Annotated in this window: 19 protein-coding genes; 10 read left to right on the forward strand and 9 right to left on the reverse strand. The window is 68.2% G+C overall.

Features of this window, described 5'->3' with window-relative positions; all coding sequences use genetic code 11:
* Positions 1 to 109: 109 nt before the first annotated feature.
* Positions 110 to 559, reverse strand: a complete 450-nt coding sequence (locus tag GTH33_RS03555) for a MarR family winged helix-turn-helix transcriptional regulator (RefSeq protein WP_163957121.1) — start codon at positions 557 to 559, stop codon at positions 110 to 112.
* Between the two features lie 80 nt (positions 560 to 639).
* On the opposite strand from GTH33_RS03555, the gene hppD reads away from it, so the two are divergent.
* From hppD to GTH33_RS03580, 5 genes are all read left to right on the forward strand, one after another.
* Positions 640 to 1,704 (forward strand): 4-hydroxyphenylpyruvate dioxygenase, encoded by a 1,065-nt coding sequence (hppD, locus tag GTH33_RS03560; RefSeq protein ID WP_163957122.1) that lies wholly within the window; start codon positions 640 to 642, stop codon positions 1,702 to 1,704.
* Positions 1,705 to 1,786: 82 nt separating this feature from the next.
* Positions 1,787 to 3,082, forward strand: a complete 1,296-nt coding sequence (hmgA, locus tag GTH33_RS03565; protein WP_163957123.1) for a homogentisate 1,2-dioxygenase — start codon at positions 1,787 to 1,789, stop codon at positions 3,080 to 3,082.
* Positions 3,079 to 3,708 (forward strand): maleylacetoacetate isomerase, encoded by a 630-nt coding sequence (gene maiA / locus GTH33_RS03570; RefSeq protein ID WP_163957124.1) that lies wholly within the window; start codon positions 3,079 to 3,081, stop codon positions 3,706 to 3,708. The genes hmgA and maiA overlap by 4 nt, the downstream gene beginning before the upstream one ends.
* The gene (locus GTH33_RS03575) at positions 3,705 to 4,061 is read left to right on the forward strand and encodes a Rieske (2Fe-2S) protein (RefSeq protein WP_163957125.1); all 357 of its coding nucleotides are present in this window, start codon (positions 3,705 to 3,707) and stop codon (positions 4,059 to 4,061) included. Before maiA ends, GTH33_RS03575 begins: the two co-directional genes overlap by 4 nt.
* A 39-nt stretch (positions 4,062 to 4,100) precedes the next feature.
* A complete protein-coding gene (locus GTH33_RS03580) occupies positions 4,101 to 5,066 on the forward strand; it encodes an alpha/beta fold hydrolase (RefSeq protein WP_163957126.1) in 966 nt (321 codons plus the stop codon).
* Here GTH33_RS03580 and GTH33_RS03585 read toward each other — a convergent pair.
* Positions 5,063 to 5,584, reverse strand: a complete 522-nt coding sequence (locus GTH33_RS03585; RefSeq protein WP_163957127.1) for a gamma carbonic anhydrase family protein — start codon at positions 5,582 to 5,584, stop codon at positions 5,063 to 5,065. The two genes, GTH33_RS03580 and GTH33_RS03585, sit on opposite strands and share 4 nt — an antisense overlap.
* 315 nt (positions 5,585 to 5,899) lie before the next feature.
* Between GTH33_RS03585 and GTH33_RS03590 the strand changes: the two genes are divergently transcribed.
* The 3 genes from GTH33_RS03590 (at position 5,900) to GTH33_RS03600 (ending at position 8,478) form a co-directional block, all read left to right on the forward strand.
* Complete coding sequence (locus GTH33_RS03590; protein ID WP_243848489.1) at positions 5,900 to 6,304, forward strand: helix-turn-helix domain-containing protein; 405 nt, start codon at positions 5,900 to 5,902, stop codon at positions 6,302 to 6,304.
* Between the two features lie 321 nt (positions 6,305 to 6,625).
* Positions 6,626 to 7,141 carry a hypothetical protein gene (locus tag GTH33_RS03595; protein ID WP_163957128.1) on the forward strand — a complete coding sequence of 172 codons (516 nt, stop codon included), beginning with the start codon at positions 6,626 to 6,628 and terminating at the stop codon, positions 7,139 to 7,141.
* The gene (locus GTH33_RS03600; RefSeq protein WP_163957129.1) at positions 7,141 to 8,478 is read left to right on the forward strand and encodes a M20/M25/M40 family metallo-hydrolase; all 1,338 of its coding nucleotides are present in this window, start codon (positions 7,141 to 7,143) and stop codon (positions 8,476 to 8,478) included. Before GTH33_RS03595 ends, GTH33_RS03600 begins: the two co-directional genes overlap by 1 nt.
* A 45-nt stretch (positions 8,479 to 8,523) precedes the next feature.
* Here GTH33_RS03600 and GTH33_RS03605 read toward each other — a convergent pair whose 3' ends face one another.
* The 3 genes from GTH33_RS03605 to GTH33_RS03615 are packed head-to-tail and all read right to left on the reverse strand — an operon-like array spanning position 8,524 to position 12,789.
* Positions 8,524 to 8,751 (reverse strand): hypothetical protein, encoded by a 228-nt coding sequence (locus GTH33_RS03605; protein ID WP_163957130.1) that lies wholly within the window; start codon positions 8,749 to 8,751, stop codon positions 8,524 to 8,526.
* Positions 8,752 to 8,797: 46 nt separating this feature from the next.
* Positions 8,798 to 9,754, reverse strand: a complete 957-nt coding sequence (locus GTH33_RS03610) for an alpha/beta hydrolase (RefSeq protein ID WP_163957131.1) — start codon at positions 9,752 to 9,754, stop codon at positions 8,798 to 8,800.
* Entirely contained in the window at positions 9,754 to 12,789 is a 3,036-nt protein-coding gene (locus tag GTH33_RS03615) for a TonB-dependent receptor (RefSeq protein WP_243848490.1), read from the reverse strand. The genes GTH33_RS03610 and GTH33_RS03615 overlap by 1 nt, the downstream gene beginning before the upstream one ends.
* A gap of 286 nt (positions 12,790 to 13,075) precedes the next feature.
* Here GTH33_RS03615 and GTH33_RS03620 point away from each other — a divergent pair, with 286 nt between their 5' ends.
* A complete protein-coding gene (locus tag GTH33_RS03620; RefSeq protein WP_420853560.1) occupies positions 13,076 to 13,492 on the forward strand; it encodes a cupin domain-containing protein in 417 nt (138 codons plus the stop codon).
* Between the two features lie 119 nt (positions 13,493 to 13,611).
* A complete protein-coding gene (gene rarD, locus GTH33_RS03625; protein WP_163957132.1) occupies positions 13,612 to 14,502 on the forward strand; it encodes an EamA family transporter RarD in 891 nt (296 codons plus the stop codon).
* Positions 14,503 to 14,511: 9 nt separating this feature from the next.
* Here the strand turns inward: rarD and GTH33_RS03630 are convergent, their stop codons facing one another.
* The 4 genes from GTH33_RS03630 to kduI form a co-directional block, all read right to left on the reverse strand.
* The gene (locus GTH33_RS03630) at positions 14,512 to 16,056 is read right to left on the reverse strand and encodes a carboxylesterase/lipase family protein (protein ID WP_163957133.1); all 1,545 of its coding nucleotides are present in this window, start codon (positions 16,054 to 16,056) and stop codon (positions 14,512 to 14,514) included.
* On the reverse strand, positions 16,043 to 17,053 hold the full coding sequence (locus GTH33_RS03635; RefSeq protein WP_163957134.1) for a sugar kinase: 1,011 nt from the start codon (positions 17,051 to 17,053) through the stop codon (positions 16,043 to 16,045). The genes GTH33_RS03630 and GTH33_RS03635 overlap by 14 nt, the downstream gene beginning before the upstream one ends.
* 120 nt (positions 17,054 to 17,173) lie before the next feature.
* Entirely contained in the window at positions 17,174 to 17,926 is a 753-nt protein-coding gene (gene kduD, locus GTH33_RS03640; RefSeq protein ID WP_163957135.1) for a 2-dehydro-3-deoxy-D-gluconate 5-dehydrogenase KduD, read from the reverse strand.
* A 149-nt stretch (positions 17,927 to 18,075) separates the two neighbouring features.
* On the reverse strand, positions 18,076 to 18,915 hold the full coding sequence (gene kduI / locus GTH33_RS03645; RefSeq protein WP_163957136.1) for a 5-dehydro-4-deoxy-D-glucuronate isomerase: 840 nt from the start codon (positions 18,913 to 18,915) through the stop codon (positions 18,076 to 18,078).

Consider the following 18,915-nt stretch of genomic DNA (forward strand, 5'->3'; position numbering starts at 1 on the left):
GCGGCGAGGTGTGCGGCTGGAGTATCGCGTCATCCGCTTGCGGCACAATGGACCCCGGAACGAGTCCGGGGTGACGGAGCCCTTGAACCCCCGTTTCGGCCGATCCGCCCTACCGCCCGATCGTGAGCGTCACCGCCTCGATACGGCGGAGCATGTCCATGAATTGCGTGACGTCCGCCGGGTCGAAGGCGGCGAAGATGCGGCTTTCGAGGTCGAGCGCCTTGGGCGCGACCGCGGCGTAGAGGTCGCGGCCGGCGTCGGTCAGTTCGAGCAGGTGCGAGCGGCGGTCCTCCGGATTCGCCTGGCGCGCGAGCAGGCCGCGGTCGACCAGTGCGATCGCCGCGCGCGACACCGTGACCTTGTCCATCAGCGTCTTGGCGCCGATCGCCTGCTGGGTGATGCCGCCGGTTTCGGCGATCACCGCGACCAGCCGCCATTCGGGGATCGTCAGGCCGAACAGCGATTCATAGGCCCGCGCGATCGAATCGCTGACGAGGTTCGAGGTGATCGACAGGCGATAGGGAATGAAGTCGTCGAGGGAGAGGCGCTTGGGCTCCATCGCAACGTCGTATCAGTTGACACCAGTTTGGCAATAACGCACATGGTTGGTAACGAATGATACCAATCGGAGTGCGCACGATGGAACATATGGACGTCAACCCGATGGGGCTGAACGGGTTCGAATTCTGCGAATTCACGTCGCCCGACCCCGACGCGCTCGCCGCGCAGTTCGAGGCGCTGGGCTTCGTCGTCGCCGCGACGCATCCGACGAAGGCGCTGACCCGCTACAAGCAGGGGCGCATCAACCTGCTGCTCAATCGCGAGGCGGCGGGCCACGCCGCCGACTTCCGCGCCGCACACGGCCCGTCCGCGAGTGCGATGGCGTTCCGCGTGCAGGATGCGCAGGCCGCCTATGACGCGGCGATCGCGCGCGGTGCCAGGCCCGCCCCCGCGGGTGCGGCGCTGGAGGGTATTCCGGCGCTGGAGGGGATCGGCGGGTCGCTGCTGTATCTGGTCGACCGTCACGGATCGGCAGGCAGCGTGTACGACGATTGGGACCAGACGCCCGGCGCCGCCGAGGCGGAGGCCGAGAACAATGTCGGCCTCGATCTGCTCGATCACCTGACCCACAACGTGCGGCGCGGCCAGATGCGGACGTGGTCGGCGTTCTACGGCCAGATCTTCGGCTTCGAGGAGCAGAAGTATTTCGACATCAAGGGCAAGGCGACCGGCCTGTTCAGCCAGGCGATGATCGCGCCGGACCGCGCCATCCGCATCCCGCTGAACGAGAGCCAGGACGACAAGAGCCAGATCGAGGAATTCATCCGCGACTATAACGGCGAAGGCATCCAGCACCTCGCGCTGACCACCGACGACATCTACACGACGGTGGAAAAGCTGCGCGCCCGCGGCGTCAGGCTGCAGGACACGATCGAGACCTATTACGAACTGGTCGACAAGCGCGTGCCGAACCATGGCGAGGATCTGGAGCGGCTGCGCCAGAACCGCATCCTGATCGACGGCAACGTCGGCGAAGAGGGCCTGCTGCTGCAGATCTTCACCGAAACGATGGTCGGACCGATCTTTTTCGAGATCATCCAGCGCAAGGGCAACGAGGGATTCGGCAACGGCAATTTTCAGGCGTTGTACGAATCGATCGAACTGGATCAGATCCGGCGCGGGGTGATTACGGTCGACGCGTAATCAGGGAGCGCTGCGCGAGCTTCCCCGCTCCCGACGGGAGGGGGGTTTCAGGGGTGGTGGAACAGGAGAGGACGCCAGAACAATGACCGACCACCACCCCCACAGCGCCTATATCCCCGGCTTCGGCAACCATGTCTCGACCGAGGCGGTGGCGGGTGCGCTGCCGATCGGGCGCAATTCGCCGCAGCGGCCGGCGTTCGGCTTGTATGCCGAGCAATTGAGCGGCACCGCCTTCACCGCGCCGCGGCATGAGAACCGGCGGTCGTGGCTGTACCGGATGCGGCCGACCGCGGAGCATCCGCCCTATACCCGCTACGCAGGCGCCGAACGGTTCGCGCCCGGCACCAGCGATGCGCCGCTCGCCCCCAACCGGCTGCGGTGGGATCCGATCGCGGACGCTGCGCCCGGCGTCGACCTGATCGACGGCATGACGACGATGCTCGCCAACCGCGACCCCGCCGATCTGGAGGGCGTTGCGCTCCACGTCTATGCGGCCAGTGCCGACATGGTCGACCGCGTCTTCATCGATGCGGATGGCGAATTGCTGTTCGTGCCGCAGGCGGGGCGGTTGGAGCTGCTGACCGAATTGGGCCGGATCATGGTATCGCCCGGCCAGATCGCGCTGGTGCCGCGCGGGGTGCGCTTTCGCGCGCTGCTGCCGGACGGTGCGGCGAAGGGCTATGTCTGCGAGAACCACGGCAGCCTGTTCCGCTTGCCCGACCTGGGGCCGATCGGCGCCAACGGCCTCGCCAACCCGCGCGATTTCGAAACGCCGGTGGCATGGTTCGAGGATCGCGACAACAAGACCGAAGTCGTCCAGAAGTTCATGGGATCGCTGTGGACGACGACGCTCGACCACAGTCCGCTCGACGTGGTGGCGTGGCACGGCAACCTGGCGCCATGGCGGTACGACCTGTCACGGTTCAACACGATCAACACCGTCAGCTTCGACCATCCCGATCCATCGATCTTTACGCTGCTGACCTCGCCCAGCGACGTGGCCGGACGCGCCAACGCCGATTTCGTCATCTTTCCGCCGCGCTGGATGGTGGCGGAGGGAACGTTCCGGCCGCCGTGGTTCCACCGCAACATCATGAGCGAGGCGATGGGCCTCATCACCGGCGCCTATGACGCCAAGGCCGAAGGCTTCGCGCCCGGCGGGATCTCGCTGCACAATCTGATGGCGGGTCATGGTCCCGACCTCGCCAGCTGGCAGGGCGCGTCCGCGGCCGACCTGAAGCCGCACAAGATCGAGGGGACGATGGCGTTCATGCTGGAAAGCTGCTGGCCGTACAGGCCGACCCGCTACGCACTGGAGCACAGCCAGCTCGACTACGATGCGGTGTGGGCGGACTTCCCCAAGGCGAGGTTGCCGTGATCCTGCACGGCTATTGGCGGTCGGGCGCGGCGTATCGCGTGCGGATCGCCCTGACGCTGAAGGCGCTGGCGTACGAGCAGGTCAACCATGACCTGCGCACCGGCGGACAGGCCGACCCGGCCTATGCCGCGCTCAACCCGCAGCGGCTGGTGCCGGCGCTGGAGGTGGACGGGCTGGTGCTGACGCAGAGCGTCGCGATCCTCGAATGGCTCGAAGACCGGTTCCCCGAGCCTGCGCTGCTGCCCCCGGACGCCGATGGGCGCGCGATCGTGCGCAGCATGGTGCAGGCGATCGTCACCGACGTACATCCGCTCCACAACCTGCGCACGCTGAAGGCGCTGCGGCAGGATATCGGCGCGTCCGAAGACCAGATGAATGCCTGGATGGCGCGCTGGATGACCGACGGGTTCGCCGCGCTGGAAACGCTGATCGCGCGGCATGGCGATGGCTTCGCCTATGGCGCGACGCCGACGCTGGCCGATTGCGTCGTCGTGCCGGCGCTCTATTCGGCGGAGCGATTCGGGGTCGATACCGCACCTTATCCGCGGCTGGTCGCGGCCGGTGCGCGGACCGCAAACCTGGCCGAAGCCGCGCACCCCACCCGCCAGCCCGACGCCGACCGGTGAGCGAACGGCTGACCGCGACGCCGGCGGGGGTCGCGCTGGCGCCGCTGACCGACATCGCCGACGGCAAGGCGCGCAACTTCGTCCTCCAGATGCGGGCCGGGCGGTTCCACGGCTTCGTGGTGCGGCAGGGGGACGCGGCGGTCGGCTATGTCGATCGCTGTCCGCATGCCGGCGTCCCGCTGGCGCAGCAGCTGGACGATTACCTCAGCCCCGGCGGCGACCTGATCGCATGCAGCTGGCATGGCGCGTTGTTCCGCATCGACGACGGGCTGTGCGTCGGCGGGCCATGCGCGGGCCAGCATCTGACGGCATGGCCGGTGACCGTCACGAACGGGATCGTCACCACCGCCTGACGTGATACACCTGCTGCTCTTTGGCGAGGGAGGCAGGACATGCAGAGCGGCACGCGGTGGACCCTGGGAACGTTGCTGGGCAGTGCCGCACTGACCGCCGCGGGCGGGCTGGGCCTGTCGTTCTATTCCGACCGCATCGCCCGCGAGGCGGAGCGGCTGGTGCCGCAGGATGGCCGCCACGTGCAGGTCGACGGCGCCCGGCTGCACTATGTCGATCGTGGCAGCGGACCGGCGATCGTAATGATCCACGGCCTGGCAGGACAGCTGCGCAACTTCAGCTATGCGATGCTGGAACCGCTCGCCCGCGACCATCGCGTGCTGCTGGTCGACCGGCCCGGTTCCGGCTATTCGACCGCCGACGACGATGGCGAGCCGAACATCGTCGAACAGGCCGCGATCATCGCGCGCTTCATCGAGACGCTGGGGCTGGATCGGCCATTGCTGGTCGGCCACTCGCTCGGCGGCGCGGTGGCGCTGGCGCTGGCGCTGGACCGGCCGGACCTCGTCCGCGGGCTGGCCCTGATCGCGCCGCTGAGCCAGCCGCAGGACGACGTGCCGGAGGCGTTCAAGGGCCTTGCCGCCATCCCGCCGACGATGCGCCGGCTGATGGCGCGGACGCTGGGGACGCCGATGAGCCGCCTGACCGCGGAGCGCACGCTGCAGGCGGTGTTCGCGCCGGAGACACCGCCGGCCGATTTCGCCACGCGTGGCGGCGGTGCGCTGGCGCAGCGGCCCGATGCGATCGCGGCGGCGGCGGCCGACCTGGCGGCGGCGCATGCCGACATGGGCGCGCTCGCCGCGCGCTATGCGACGCTGGCCGTCCCGACCGCCATCCTGTTCGGTCGCGACGATGCCATTCTGTCCGCATCGCTGCACGGCGAGACCACCGCCGCCATGATCCCCGCCGCCCGGATCACGATCATTCCCGGCGGTCACATGATTCCGGTGACCGCACCCGAGGCGACGATACGCTTCGTCGCCGATGCCTCCGCGCGATGCGCCTAGACGGGCTTCAGGCCCGTCGCGAAGCGCCGCGCATTGGCGACGTAGGTGGCCGCAGACAGGCGCAGGCCCGCGATCTCCGCATCGGTCAGCGCACGCAGCACGCGCGCCGGCGCGCCGACGATCAGCGATCCGTCGGGGAAGGTCTTGCCTTCGGTCACCAGCGCGTTCGCGCCCACGATGCTGTCGGCGCCGATCACCGCATTATTAAGGATGGTCGCCCCCATGCCGATCAGGCTGTTGTCGCCGATGGTCGCGCCATGGACGATGGCATGGTGGCCGATCGTGACACCACTACCGATCGACGTCGGCACGCCGGGGTCGGCATGGATCATCGCGCCGTCCTGCACATTGCTGTCCGCGCCGATCACGATCGGATCATTGTCGCCGCGCAGTACCGCGCCGAACCACACCGATGCGCGGTGCCGTAACAGGACGCGGCCGATCACATGCGCGCCGGGCGCGATGTACACGTCGTCCTCCAACAGGGGTGCGACCCCGTCCAGCGCATAGCAGGTCATGGCGTTTCTCCTGATGATCCGGCGGCTTATCGCGAACCGCGCCGCCAGTCGAATATCCTGCGTCGCAACCGCCAGACGACGTGGCCCGTGACAGCGGGACACATCGCCGCTAGCGTAACGGAATCGTTCGTCCGCATCTGCCGTAAGGCAGCCGCCGGCCGGAACGGTACCAAACGTCACGGCTTGATTTCGGACTATGTCCGGTTATGCCGTGCTGCGTTTTACGGGAGCGACGACGACATGGATGCCGGACTACGCCAACAGACTGTCGCTGGTCAGCACGGCAGGGAAACCGGTGGCAACACGATCGCCGCCATGGCCGCATCGCCCATGGTCGAGGGACAGGGCGAGCGCGATGCGACGCTGGCGCAGCTCGCCCGCAGCATCGCATCCGCCCGGCGCAAGCTGGGTACCCACCTGGAAGCGTCGCTGTTCGCCAATCCCGGTCTCGACATCATGTTGTTCCTGTTTGCCGAGGGGCTGAACGGCGCGACGGTGACCACCAACGCCTGCTGTGCCGCCGCCGGCGTACCGCGCACCACGGCGCTGCGCTGGATCAAGCTGCTGCAGGATCGCGGGCTGGTGAACGGCAGCGACGACATCAGCGACCGCCGCGTCACGATGCTGGCATTGAGCGCGCATGGCCGCAGCACGATCCGCACGTGGCTGGACGAGATCGTCGCACTGCCGCTCGCCCGGCCCGACATGCAGGATCGCTGATCGGGCAGCAGCGCCGCAAGGCGATCGACGGTAAGGTGGCGACTTGCCCCGCTGCGTCGACGACCGGCGAACACCCCGGAGACCGCGCGTAGACCGGCACGCGCAGGGCGCTTCGCATCGCGGCGTCGCACGTGAAGCCGATAGCCGTCGATCGTGGCCGACGGCGCCCGGCACCGAGGATCACGCCCCTTTTCGGACGTCGGCATGGTATCACCCATTTGTCGCCCTGGCCGTTCCCGTAGCGCGACGATCGTGCGCGCCGGCCGTGACAGCGCGCGCCGATCCGCTATCGTGTCGTCCTGACGACAAGGACATGCGACCATGACGATGGCTGGGCTGACGATGGCAGGGTGGATCGCGAGCCTCGCGCTGGCGCCGCCGATGCAGGCCGGGGCGGCGACGCCCTGCACCCCGCCGCCATTGCCGGCGGCGCTTGCCGGCTGGGAGCCGGGCGTTGCCGTGGCGGCGGGAACCGGCGCGGCCGGCGCGCCGATGCTCACCATCGGCGGCGGTGCACGCGCGACGCTCGTCGCGACCAACACGCTTCGTTATGCGCACGCCCCGGACAAGGCCGCAGCACCGGGCAGCTTCGGCGGCCTGTTCGCCTTTACCGTCGCACGGGCCGGCCGATATCGGGTGGCGCTGGGCGGCGGGGCATGGATCGACGTCGTGCAGGGCGACCGCGCGCTGATATCCGTCGCGCACGATCATGGCCCCGCCTGTTCGCCGATCCGCAAGATGGTCGATTTCGACCTCACGCCCGGTCGCTACCTGCTCCAGGTCAGCGGTAGCAAGACGCGGGCATTGCCGTTGATGGTGGCGACGGTAGCGCGTTGATGCTGGCGCTGCTCCTGCCTTTGCTTCTGGCTGCGCCTGCCCCTGCCCCCGTTGCCGCAGATCCGGCGCCGCGCCTGACGACATCGGAAGCGCGGATGGCGGCGACGGTCGACGCCGAATACGAGCGGTCGGTCGCGCTGCTCGAGCGGCTGGTCAACCAGAACAGCGGCACGATGAACCTGCCGGGCGTGGCGAAGGTCGGCGCGATGATGACCGAGCAGCTGCGCGGGCTGGGCTTTACGGTGACGTGGAAGCCGTTGCCGCAGACCGGCCGTGCCGGCCACGTCATCGCCGTGCATGCCGGCAAGGGCGGCACCAAGCGGTTGTTGCTGATCGGCCATCTGGACACGGTGTTCGAAGCGGATTCGCCCTTCCAGCGTTTCGTCCGCCATGGCGAGGAGGCGAGCGGCCCCGGTGCGGGCGACGACAAGGGTGGCATGGTCGTGATGCTCGCCGCGTTGCGCGCGATGCAGGCCGCCGGCACGCTGAAGACGGCCAATATCGAGATCGTCCTGACCGGCGACGAAGAGGATTCGGGCGATCCGGTCGCGATCGCCCGAGCCGACCTGATCGCCGCGGGCAAGCGCGCCGACGTCGCGCTGGATTTCGAGGGGCTGGCGGTGGAGGATGGCCGCGACATGGGGTCGATCGCGCGACGATCCGTCAACGACTGGACGCTGGCGGTCACCGGCAAGAGCGGCCACAGTTCGCGGATCTTCAGCGAGGCGTTCGGCGATGGAGCGGCGAACGAGGCGGCGCGCATCCTGGCCGCGTTCCGCACGCAGCTGCCCGAACCCAATCTCACGTTCAACACCGGCCTGCTCGCCGCGGGCGTCACCGCCGCGATCGATACCGGCGGATCGAAGGCGACCGCGCAGGGCAAGAGCAACATCATCCCCGCGCAGGCGATCGCGAGCGGGGATTTCCGCACGCTGAGCGAGGAGCAGACGCAGCGCGTGCGGACGAAGATGACCGCCATCGTCGCGGACCATGCACCCGGCACCGATGCGACCATCACGTTCAAGAGCGGTTATCCGGCGATGGCACCGACCGCCGGGAACCAGGCGCTGCTGGCGCGGCTGAACGGGGTCAATCGCGACCTGGGGCTGGCGGAGATGCCGGCGCTCGATCCGTTGAAGCGGGGTGCCGGCGACATTTCGTGGGTCGCCGCCGACGTCGACGGGCTGGTCGGGCTCGGCACCGCCAGCCGGGGCGATCATACGCCGGACGAGGTCGTCGACCTCGCCTCGATCCGCCGCCAGGCCAAGCGCGCCGCGATCCTGATGTCGCGCCTGAGCGCCGAGCGCCGCTCGGCAGGGTCGCGCGCGGCGCATTGATCTCCACGACAATGTGCAGCGCCGCCGTTCCGCAGCGCGCGGGCGTCAGCGCCGGACGATCGGGTGGCTGACGCGCAGTTCGTCGGCGAGGCGTTCTACGGTATCGTTCTCGCCGGCGGACCCGGTCGGGGTCAGCGACCAGTTGCAATGCGGATGGGTGGCGGTGTCGTAGACCTTGATATCGCCCAATACGAGCCGCCAGCGTCGCCGGTTGCCGCCGGCGCGGCGGACGAGCGTGGACAGAAACAGGTCTTGAAGTTCGCCGCTGGTCATCGCGCCGCCCTTAACGATCGGCGCCGGTGGAGGAAAGCGCGGCCCGTCAGCCCAGGCCGTGGCTTCGCGCCCAGCCTTCGAACAGGGTCGGCCACGCCGCGGCAGGCTTGCCGGCGACGCCGCGCAGGCCGAACCCGTGGCCACCGGTCGCGAACAGATGCGTGTCGACCGACACGCCCGCGCGCCTGAGCGCGGCGCGCCATTCGAGCGTGTTGCCGACATTGACCGCCGGATCATCCTCGGCATGGACCAGGAAGCAGGGCGGCGTACGCACGGAGACGTTGCGGGCGGGGCTGTGCGCCGCTTCCAGCGCCGGTGACGCCGCGGTGCCGAGCAACAGGTCGCGCGACCCGGCATGGGCGAGCGGACGGGTCATCGACTGGACCGCATAGATGGGTGCGAAGAGATCCGGCCGTGCATCGAGCCGGTCGGCGGCATCCAGAGGCGTATAGGTCCGCACTGCATGGCGCGTGGCGAGATCACCGCAGACATGGCCGCCGGCGGAAAAGCCCATCGCCGCGACGCGATCGGTCCGGATGCCGTAATCGCGGGCGCGGGACCGGATCAGCCGCATCGCCCGCTGCGCATCGGACAATGCGACATCGGGTCCCGCCGCCCAGCCATCGCCGGGCAGACGATAGAAGAGCACGAACACCGTCCAGCCGCGCGCACCGAGCCAGCGTCCGACCTCGAACCCCTCCTTGTCGATCACCACCCGCGCGTAGCCGCCGCCGGGCGCGACCAGCAGCGCCGACCCGTTGGCGCGTGCGGGCCGGAACACCGCCAGCCGTGGCCGGGCGATATGGACCATCGCACGGTCGGCGCGCGCCGGATCGGTGCTGCGTTTGATCACCGCTTCGGCCGGCGGTACCGCGGGCATGCCCGGCGGAACGCCCGGCCACAGATCGATGGTTTCGCCGGGATCGGGCAGGGCCGCCGCCGGCGCGCCCGCCGCAATGCCGGCGGCAAGCGTGCCGAGCAGCGCCTGCCGCCGGTCGATCATCACATCTTGATCCGGGCGCCGGCCAGGAAGGTGCGCCCGAAGTGATTGTATTCGTAGTTGCGGTTCGCCTGAAGATCGACGTAGCGATCGCGATACTGGTCGGTGAGATTGGTCCCTTCCAGCGACACTTCGATGTTCGGGGTCAGCTTGTAGCGCAGCGACGCATCGACGTTGATCGTCTTGTTATAGCCCTCGAACAGATTGCCGGTCGCGGACGCCGCATCGATATACGGGCTGCGATAGCTGATCGAACCGCGCGCCGAAAATTTGGCGTCCTCGTAATACAGCGTGCCGTTGTAGGCGCGCTTCGACAGGCCGAACAGGGTCGCACGCTGCGTCACGTTGGGCAGGGCGCCAAGGACGCCGCCCGCGGTCACCACGGCGCCGGTCGCCGGGTTGACGACGCCGCGCGACACCGTCGTCGCCGGTCCGCCCTGCGTATAGCCGGCCGACGAGCCGACGAAGGTCGCGTTCGCCAGGAAGCCGAAGTTCCGCAGGAAGCCCGGCAGGAAGCGGAAGGTCGATTGCAGCGCGATCTCCATCCCCTTCAGCGACGCACCGGTGCCGTTGATCGGCTGGGTGATCGTCCACAGCTGGCCTTCCGGATTCTGTGCGGCCGGCGAGCTTGCCGGGATGACCGACAGCGGCAATCCGGTCGATGCGAACGTGCCGCTGCGCGGTTGCGAGACGGTGAAGCTTTCGATGTTCTTCTTGAACAACGCGACCGACAGGATCGATTGCGGGGCGAAGTAATATTCCGCCGACAGATCGAACGCGGTCGCGCGGAACGGTTCCAGCTGCGGATTGCCGAAGGTGACGCGGTAGTTAAACCCGTCGACCGAGCCGCCCGGCGTCAGGCTGCCGAGCGAGGGGCGGGTGATGACCTTGCTGATCGCACCGCGCACGATGACCTGGTCGGTCGGGAACAGCGCGACGTTGATCGCGGGCAGCCAGTCGTCATAGCTCCGCTCGACCGTGGCGGGCGTGTTGACCGTCGCGCCATTGACCGTCGACGACGACAGACCCGTCGATTTCTGCGCCGTGTGGACGTAGCGCATGCCCGCATTGGCGGCATAGCGCAGGCCGAGCATATCGCCCTTCACGTCGAATTCGGCATAGCCGCCGGTCACCTCTTCGGACACGCTGCGGGTGTCGCCGACCAGCACCGATGCCGTCCGATTGTACAGGCCGGTATATTGTGCCGCCGCCGCGATGTTCGGAATCAGGAACTGCGAGGTCGCGCCGCTCGGCTGGCCGGCCTTGCCCAGGTTGAACAGCTCGCCAAGGTTGGTTGCCGGGAAGCCATAGACGCCGGTCGGCCCGATATTGGAGCTGGCGGTGCAGGTGATCGTGCCGAGCACGACGTCGCGTCCGCCCGCGGTCGGACAGACGACCGCATCGCGTGAGAAGCCCTTGGTATCGAACGCGAAACGCCGATACAGCCCGCCCGCCTTGATCTGGAAGCCTTCGGTGACGTCCCATTCGGTGCGCAGTTGCGCTGTGCGGAAGTCGTTGACCGTTTCGGACGGGCGGTCGCGGATTTCGGCCAGCTGGAAGTTGGCGGCGTCGGTGACGCTGGTGCCGAAGCTGATGAGCGGACTGCGCGAGTTGGTATAGTCGTAGGTGAAGCCCTGCGCGTCGCGGTCGTCGAACACGAAGGTGGTTTCGACCGGGATCGTCGCATCGGATTTCGAATAGCCGCCGAGCAGCGTGAAGCGGAACCGGTCCGTCACGTCCTGATCCCAGCTGCCGCCGATCTGGTAGAATTCGGTCTGCGACCGGCGCAGATAATGTTCGGTGCGGACCCACGCATCGTTGATCGTCGCGGCGATCAGGTTGTTGTTCGAATCGATCGTGTAGTTGCTGATGTCCATCTGCCGCTCGTTCGAGCGCAGCAGCACCTCGCCCCACTTTTCCTCCCGCGTTTCCTTGAAGCGCGAATAGAGGCCGTCGATCGACACCTTGGTCGAATCGCTGGGCGACCATTGCACGCTGCCGGTGATACCCAGCCGTTCGCGATCGTGGCGCACGGAGCCGTAGCGGGGAATGCGCGGGTGGAAGGCAAGCGCGACCCGATCGCAGGTCGCATTGTTGGTATAGGCGCCGCCACGGTTGGGTGCGGTGAAGCACGGCGTGCCGCCGACCGAATCGAACACGCCCTGCGCCCAGCGCACGGTGTTGTTGCCCAATTCGAAGTTGTTGGTCTTTTGATAGGCCGCCGAGACCGAGACGCCGAAGGTGCCGGCATCGTTCTTGAACGACAGCAGCCCGGCAAGGCGTGGGCCGAAATTCTTGGAGAGGTCGTTATAGCTCGCCTGCGCCGACAATACGCCGGTGAAGCCGGTCTTGCCGCCCAGCGGATTGCCGGTGTTGAGGTCGACCACCGCGCCCAGCGATCCTTCGTCCAGGCTTGCTTCCGCCGTCTTGTGGACGACGATCGAATTGAACAGTTCGGAAGCGAAGACGTTGAAATCGAAGGCGCGATCGCGGTTGGACGAGGCGCCGTCGGTCGACGTCGCGACGGTTTCCAGCCCGTTTACGCGCACGCGGGTGAATTGCGCGCCAAGACCGCGCACGGTGATCGCGCGGCCTTCGCCGGCGTCGCGCTGGATCGAGATGCCGGGAATGCGCTGCAGCGATTCGGCGAGGTTCTGATCGGGAAACTTTGCGATGTCCTCGGCGACGATCGCATCGACCGACGACACCGATTCACGCTTGACGTTGAGCGCGGCATCGAGGCTGCGGCGGAAGCCGGTGACGACGATGTCCGCACCGCTTTCGGTGCCGTCGGGCGCGGTGGTCTGCGCCTGGACGTCGGCACCGGGTTCGTCGGCGCCGCCAGCGGGAACGACGGCGGTCTGCGCCGGTGCCGGATCGGTGTGCGGCGGGCTGCCGGGCTGGTCGGGCGTCGCGGGGATGGTGGCCGCCTGCGCAAAGGCGGCGGCGGGCAGCAACATCCCCAGGATCAACGCGCCGGTCGACACGCCAACCATGCGGCCTGCACCGCGGCGGGCAACCGTCGAACGTCCAATCATCTTCTATCACTCCCCATGCGGCCCTGTACGGCCTTCGTTCCTCGCGGACGTCGACCGGATCGGTCGCCGTCGACTTGTTCTTGGAGAGAGTGGCGCCTTGGCAGTGACTTAGCTGCCCATCCTCCCCATGACGGCCATCTCTTGATGGTCTCGCCCCAGCCCTTGCATCCGCTAGGTAACCGGTGTCACAAGCATGCTGCGCCAATGGACGCATGTCAACATCCCGCAAACCGCAAAGATGGAGACCATGATGACAATGATCCTCGCCGCGACGATGATCGCGGCCATGCAGGCGGTCCCTGCACCAGCGGCAGCGCCCGCCCCGGCGCCCACGACCGCCTCGCCCGTGCGGCCGATGGTCGTGATCGACGAGGCGTCGGTGATGCGCGACGAGCCGACGCCGCACGGCAGCATGGGCATGAGCACGGCCTATCGGATCAGCGATTCGGTGCCGGGCCGGACGATGGAATTCCGCAAGCGCGTGCTGCACCTCGGCGCCGCGATCGGGCCGCATCCGCTGGCCCATGACGAGGTCTATTACGTCCTGTCGGGCGAAGGATCGGTGTCATCCGGGAATGAGCGCCAGCCGTTGAAGGCGGGCATGGCGGCGTATCTGTACACCGGCGCGACGGTCGGCATCCGACAGGTGGGTAAGATGCCGTTGACGCTGATCGTCGCCTATCCGGTCGTCGTCGCACGCTGACCCCGCGTACGACGCCGGTTGCCGGGCCGGCCGACCGGTTCCGGTGCGCCACCCGGCAGGGCGCAGCCGCAAGCGACCACCGCGTTGCGTTGCCGCACCGGACCGGCCACAGCGCGGCGATGGGAGACACCACGCACACCCGCGCCGGGCTGTTCTATGGCATCGGCGCCTATACGCTGTGGGGCGTATTGCCGCTCTACCTGCACCTGTTGAAGGACGTGCCGCCCGCCCAGGTGCTGTCGCATCGGGTGCTGTGGTCGCTGCTGCTGCTCGCCGCCGTGATCCTGGCGTCCAGGCGGTTGCGGCCGCTGCTGGCCGTCGCGCGCGGGCGGGTGCTGGCGATGCTGGCGGCAAGCGCGGCGCTGATCGCGGTGAACTGGTTCGTGTACATCTGGGCGGTCGACAACGCCCATCTGGTCGAAGCGAGCCTTGGCTATTTCATCAACCCGCTGGTCAACGTCGCGCTCGGGATGCTGCTGCTCGGCGAGCGGCTCGACCGGTTGCAAGGCGCCGCGATCGGGCTGGCAGGGATCGGCGTGCTCATCCTGGCGCTGAGCGGTGGTGGGGCGATCTGGATTTCGCTGAGTCTGGCGCTCAGCTTCGGCTTCTATGGCCTGATCCGCAAGGTCGCCGCGATCGACGCGCTGGGCGGGTTGACGGTGGAGACCGCAATCCTGGCGCCGCTGGCGCTCGGCGTGTTGCTGTATGCGGGCGGCAACGGCACCGGTGCCTTCGGTCGCGACGGCACGATGGACATGCTGCTGATCCTGGCCGGTCCGGTGACGGCGGCGCCGCTGCTGATGTTCGCCGCGGGGGCCAAACGCCTGCGCTATACGACGATGGGGCTGCTGCAGTTCATCGCACCGACGCTCCAGTTCCTGGAGGCGGTGCTGGTGTATCACGAGCCGATCCGGCCGGCGCAGTTGGCGACGTTCGCGCTGATCTGGATCGGGTGCGGCCTGTATGCGTGGAGCAGCGTGGCGGCGGCGCGGCGGGTCACGGCCGCCTGATTCGCCGCCTCACGTACCGGGCTGAATGTAGGGCACGCGGGCGAACAATTCCCGTTCCCAGCGGCGCGGATCGTTTTCCACCCGCGAACGGGCATCGAAAATCATCGTCGCACGCGTATCGAGCGCATAAGCGGGCCAGCGCGGCAGCCCGGCATGATTGGGATCGCCGGTCCTTGCGAAGGCGACGAAGCTGTCCTGCATCGCCTGGCTCGCGGTGCGGGCATCCGCGCCGGTGCCGGTGTCCGACCCCTTGGCATCCAGCGTGCCGAAGACCAGCGGGATGTCCATCGTGTGGAATGCGCCGCGGCGGGGATCGACGCGCGAGGCGAAATCGACCTGATAGACATGCGCGGGTGCACCCGCCCTTGCGCGTTCCTCCGCCTCGATCACCTGCCCGCGCCAGCTGCGTCCCGCGGTGGTCGCGCCGTAGAAGACGTCCAGCGGCGTCCACGTCGGAAAGTGCGCGCGATATTGGGCGACGACCCATTCGGGCAGGATGTCGATCCGCAATTCGGGTGCCATCCGCGCGGCGACGTTGTCCCAGGTCAGCCCCTGCACCTTTGCCGAACCGAGCGCGATGAACGCGCGCGTTTCGTCATGGGTGTTGCCGAGCATCATCGGGATGCGCAGCCCCTGCGGCGCGGCATCGGGCCAGAAGGGGTGGCGCGTCAGCCACGTCATGTCGAGCACGGGACCGAAATAGACACCGCCGCCCAGGATCGGATCGGTCGCATCCAGCGCATCGACCAGCGCTGCGGTCGGCATCGTCGCGACATCGCCGCCGCCGAGCTTCGCCAGATACGCCTTTGCCCGCATGGTCGCGTTGAGGGGGCCGGAGGCGGTGACCTGTTGCCCGCTCATCGTCGCGGCACGGTGGAACAGCCCCCTGGCAGCGGGCATCGCCATCATCGTCGCGATCTTGGCCCCGCCGCCGGACTGGCCGAAGACCATGACGCGGTCCGGATCGCCGCCGAAACTCGCGATATTGTCGCGGACCCAGCGGAGGGCGAGGATCAGGTCGAGCTGACCGGCATTGCCGCTGTCCGGAAAGCGCGGGTCGAGCCGTGCGAGGTAGAGATAGCCGAAAGCGTTGAGCCGATGGTTGACGGTGACCACGACCACGTCGCCGCGCGCGGCCAGGCGTTGGCCGTCGTTGAGCGGATCGGTGACGCTGCCGTTCGAATAGGCCCCGCCATGGATGTAGAGCATTACCGGCCTGGCGGCCGTCCGGCGGGGCTCCGCGGTCCAGACGTTGAGGAACAGGCAATCTTCCGACTGCGGACCGTAGGACCCCTTTTGCGGGCACACCGCCCCAAAGGCCTGCGCGCGGACCGTCTGCCCCGGCGACACCACCGGCCGCGGTGCGCGGAAGCGTTCGGCGCGGCCGTAGCGGATGCCGCGAAACGCATGGACGCCGCCGTCGATGGTCCCGACGAAATCGCCGGCGGGTGCGCGCACGACCGCCGGCGTCTGCGCCCGCGCGCCGGCGGTCAGCAACGTCGCCGCCGCGACACCGATCGCGCCGCGCCGGGTGAGGCCATCAGCGGCGGACATCGAGCCCGCCGGCCAGGTAGGCATCGACATCCGCCTGCCGGAACAGCGAGGCATCGCCCGGCAGCGAATGCTTGAGCGCGGTGAGTGCGAGGCCGGTCGCCGCCGCCGCGCCGATGTCGCCACCGGAACGCAGCGCGTGCAGCACGCCGCTGGCGAAGGCGTCGCCGCCACCGATGCGATCGACGATCCCGGCGAGCACCACCTCTTCGGTCTGGGCATGGCCGTCGCGCGTGTCGATGCGGGCGGACACCCGGTGCAGGTCGACGTTCTCGACGTGGCGCGCGGTCGAGGCGATCGTCTTAAGCTTCGGGAAGGCGGCAAAGGCGGCCTCGGCGGCGTCGCGGCGGCGGTCTTCGCCGTCATGCTCGCCGAAGTCCGTGTCGAGCAGCAGCGCGATATCGCGGTGGTTGCCGAACATCAGGTCGGCCAGCTCGACCAATTGGGTCAGGATGCCGCGCGGGTCGCTGTCCCACCGCTCCCACAGCTTGGCGCGGTAATTGCCATCGAACGAGATCGGGATGCCGCGCGCCGCGGCGGCCCTGGCGGCGGCGATCGCGCTTTCCGCCGGGACCGGGCCGAGTGCGGGGGTGATGCCGGACAGGTGGAACCAGTCGACGCCATCGAGCAACGCGTCCCAGTTCCAGGCCGCGACCGGCGCTTGCGCGAAGGACGACCAGGCGCGGTCGTAGATCACCTCGGTCGCGCGCATGCCGGCGCCGGAGGTGACGAAATACAGACCCATCCGGTCGCCGCCGAGCTGGATCGCGGCGGTATCGACGCCATGGCCGCGCAACGTCGCAATGGCGGAGCGGCCGAGGTCGTTGTCCGGCACCATGCTGGCGAAGCCGACGTCATGGCCGAGCCTGGCGAGCGCGGTGGCGACGTTCGCTTCCGCACCGGCGACCCATACGTCGAACTTCGGCGTCTGGAGCAGCAGTTCGCGCCCGGGCGGCGACAACCGCAACATGATCTCGCCGAACGCCAGGAACTTGGCCACCGTGTCTCTCCCATTTGCGCTGCCCTCGCCCTTCCGGCGCTTCGCGCCTCCCTCCCTGTCCCGTGGGGAGAGGGAAAAGACGCCGAAGGCGGCGAGGGGCGAGGTCCGTCTGTTATCGTATCACCGTGCCAGCCAGCCGCCGTCGACCGCCAGGATATGCCCCTGTACATAATCCGCCGCACGGCTCGCGAGGAACACCGCCGCGCCGCCGAGGTCGTCGGCATCGCCCCACTTGCCCGCCGGAATGCGATCGAGGATCGCCTTGTTGCGCGTCTCGTCCGCCTGCAGCGCCGCGGTGTTGTTGGTGGCGATATAGCCCGGCGCGATCGCGTTGACGTTGATGCCGCGGGCTGCCCATTCGTTGGCGAGCAGCTTGGTGAGGCCGCCGATCCCGCTTTTCGACGCGGTGTAGCTCGGCACGCGGATGCCGCCCTGGAAGGTCAGCATCGAGGCGATGTTGATGATCTTGCCGCCACCGTTGGCGATCATGTGCCGCCCCGCCGCCTGGCAGAGGAAGAACACGGATTTCAGATTGGTGTCGACGACCGCATCCCAATCCTCTTCGGTGAAATCCACCGCATCGGCGCGGCGGATGATGCCGGCGTTGTTGACGAGGATGTCGAGCCCGCCGAGCTTTGCCACCGTCTCGTCGACGACGCGGCCGACCGGCTCGATCGAGGACAGGTCCGCGGACACGATCTCCGCCTTGCGGCCGAGGTCGCGAATGCGGGCGACGGTGTCCTCGGCGGGCGTGCGGCCGACGCAGGCGACATCCGCCCCGGCAGTGGCGAGGGCGACGGCGATCGCCTGGCCGATGCCGGTGTTGGCACCGGTGACGACGGCGACTTTGCCGGACAGATCGAAGGGATTCATTCTGGTCTCCTTCCCGTCCCGCGCGGGAGGGGCTGGGCGTGGGTGGCATGATCGCGCGGCGGTGCGCCGGACGCTCGGGGTCGCCGCACCACCCGGACACGACCCACCCCCGGCCCCTCCCCTTGCGAGGGAGGGGGGCTTTGACGGCGTTACGCCAGCTGGCAGATATCCAGCACGCTCATGTCGGTGTAGTCCTGGTTCTCGCCCGCCATCGCCCAGATGAAGGCATAGGCCTTGGTACCCGACCCCATGTGGATCGACCACGGCGGCGAGATCACCGCTTCCTCGTTCGCCATCACGATGTGGCGCATCGCCTCACCCTCGCCCATGAAATGCATGACGCGGTCGTTCGGGCCGTCGAGCTCGAAGTAGAAATAGATTTCGCTGCGGCGCTCGTGGATGTGCGGGGGCATCGTGTTCCACACCGAACCCGGCTTCAGCACGGTGAGGCCCATGACCAGCTGCGCGCTGTCGCATATGCCGGGAATGACGAGCTGGAAGATCGTGCGCTCGTTCGATTCCTCGAGGCTGCCGCGCTCCAGCGCATTGGCGTCGGCGATCGACAGCTTGCGCGTGGTGAACGCCTTATGCGCCGGGCACGAGGCGAGGTAGAAGCGCGCGCCGTCGCCGGAGAACTGGACGTCCTTCGCACCCATCGTGACGTACAGGCAGTCCTTGTTGCCGAGCGTGAACGTCTCGCCATCGACGGTCACGGTGCCTTCGACGTTGCTGACGTTGACCACCGCCAGCTCGCGGCGCTCGAGGAAGGGATGGCCCTTTGCCGATGCCGGCTCCTCCTGCGCGGGCAACGCGACCGAGCCGCTCTCCACCGCCACGCCGCCGATCACGAAGCGGTCGGCGTGGGTGTAGTTGAGCACGCATTCACCGGCGCGGAACAGGCCCTGGATCAGGTAACGGTCGCGCAGTTCGTCGTTGGACACGCACTCCATCATGTCGGGATGGGTGGCGTAATAGGTACGGTCGAACAT

The organism is Sphingomonas insulae, assembly GCF_010450875.1.
GTDB lineage: Bacteria > Pseudomonadota > Alphaproteobacteria > Sphingomonadales > Sphingomonadaceae > Sphingomonas > Sphingomonas insulae.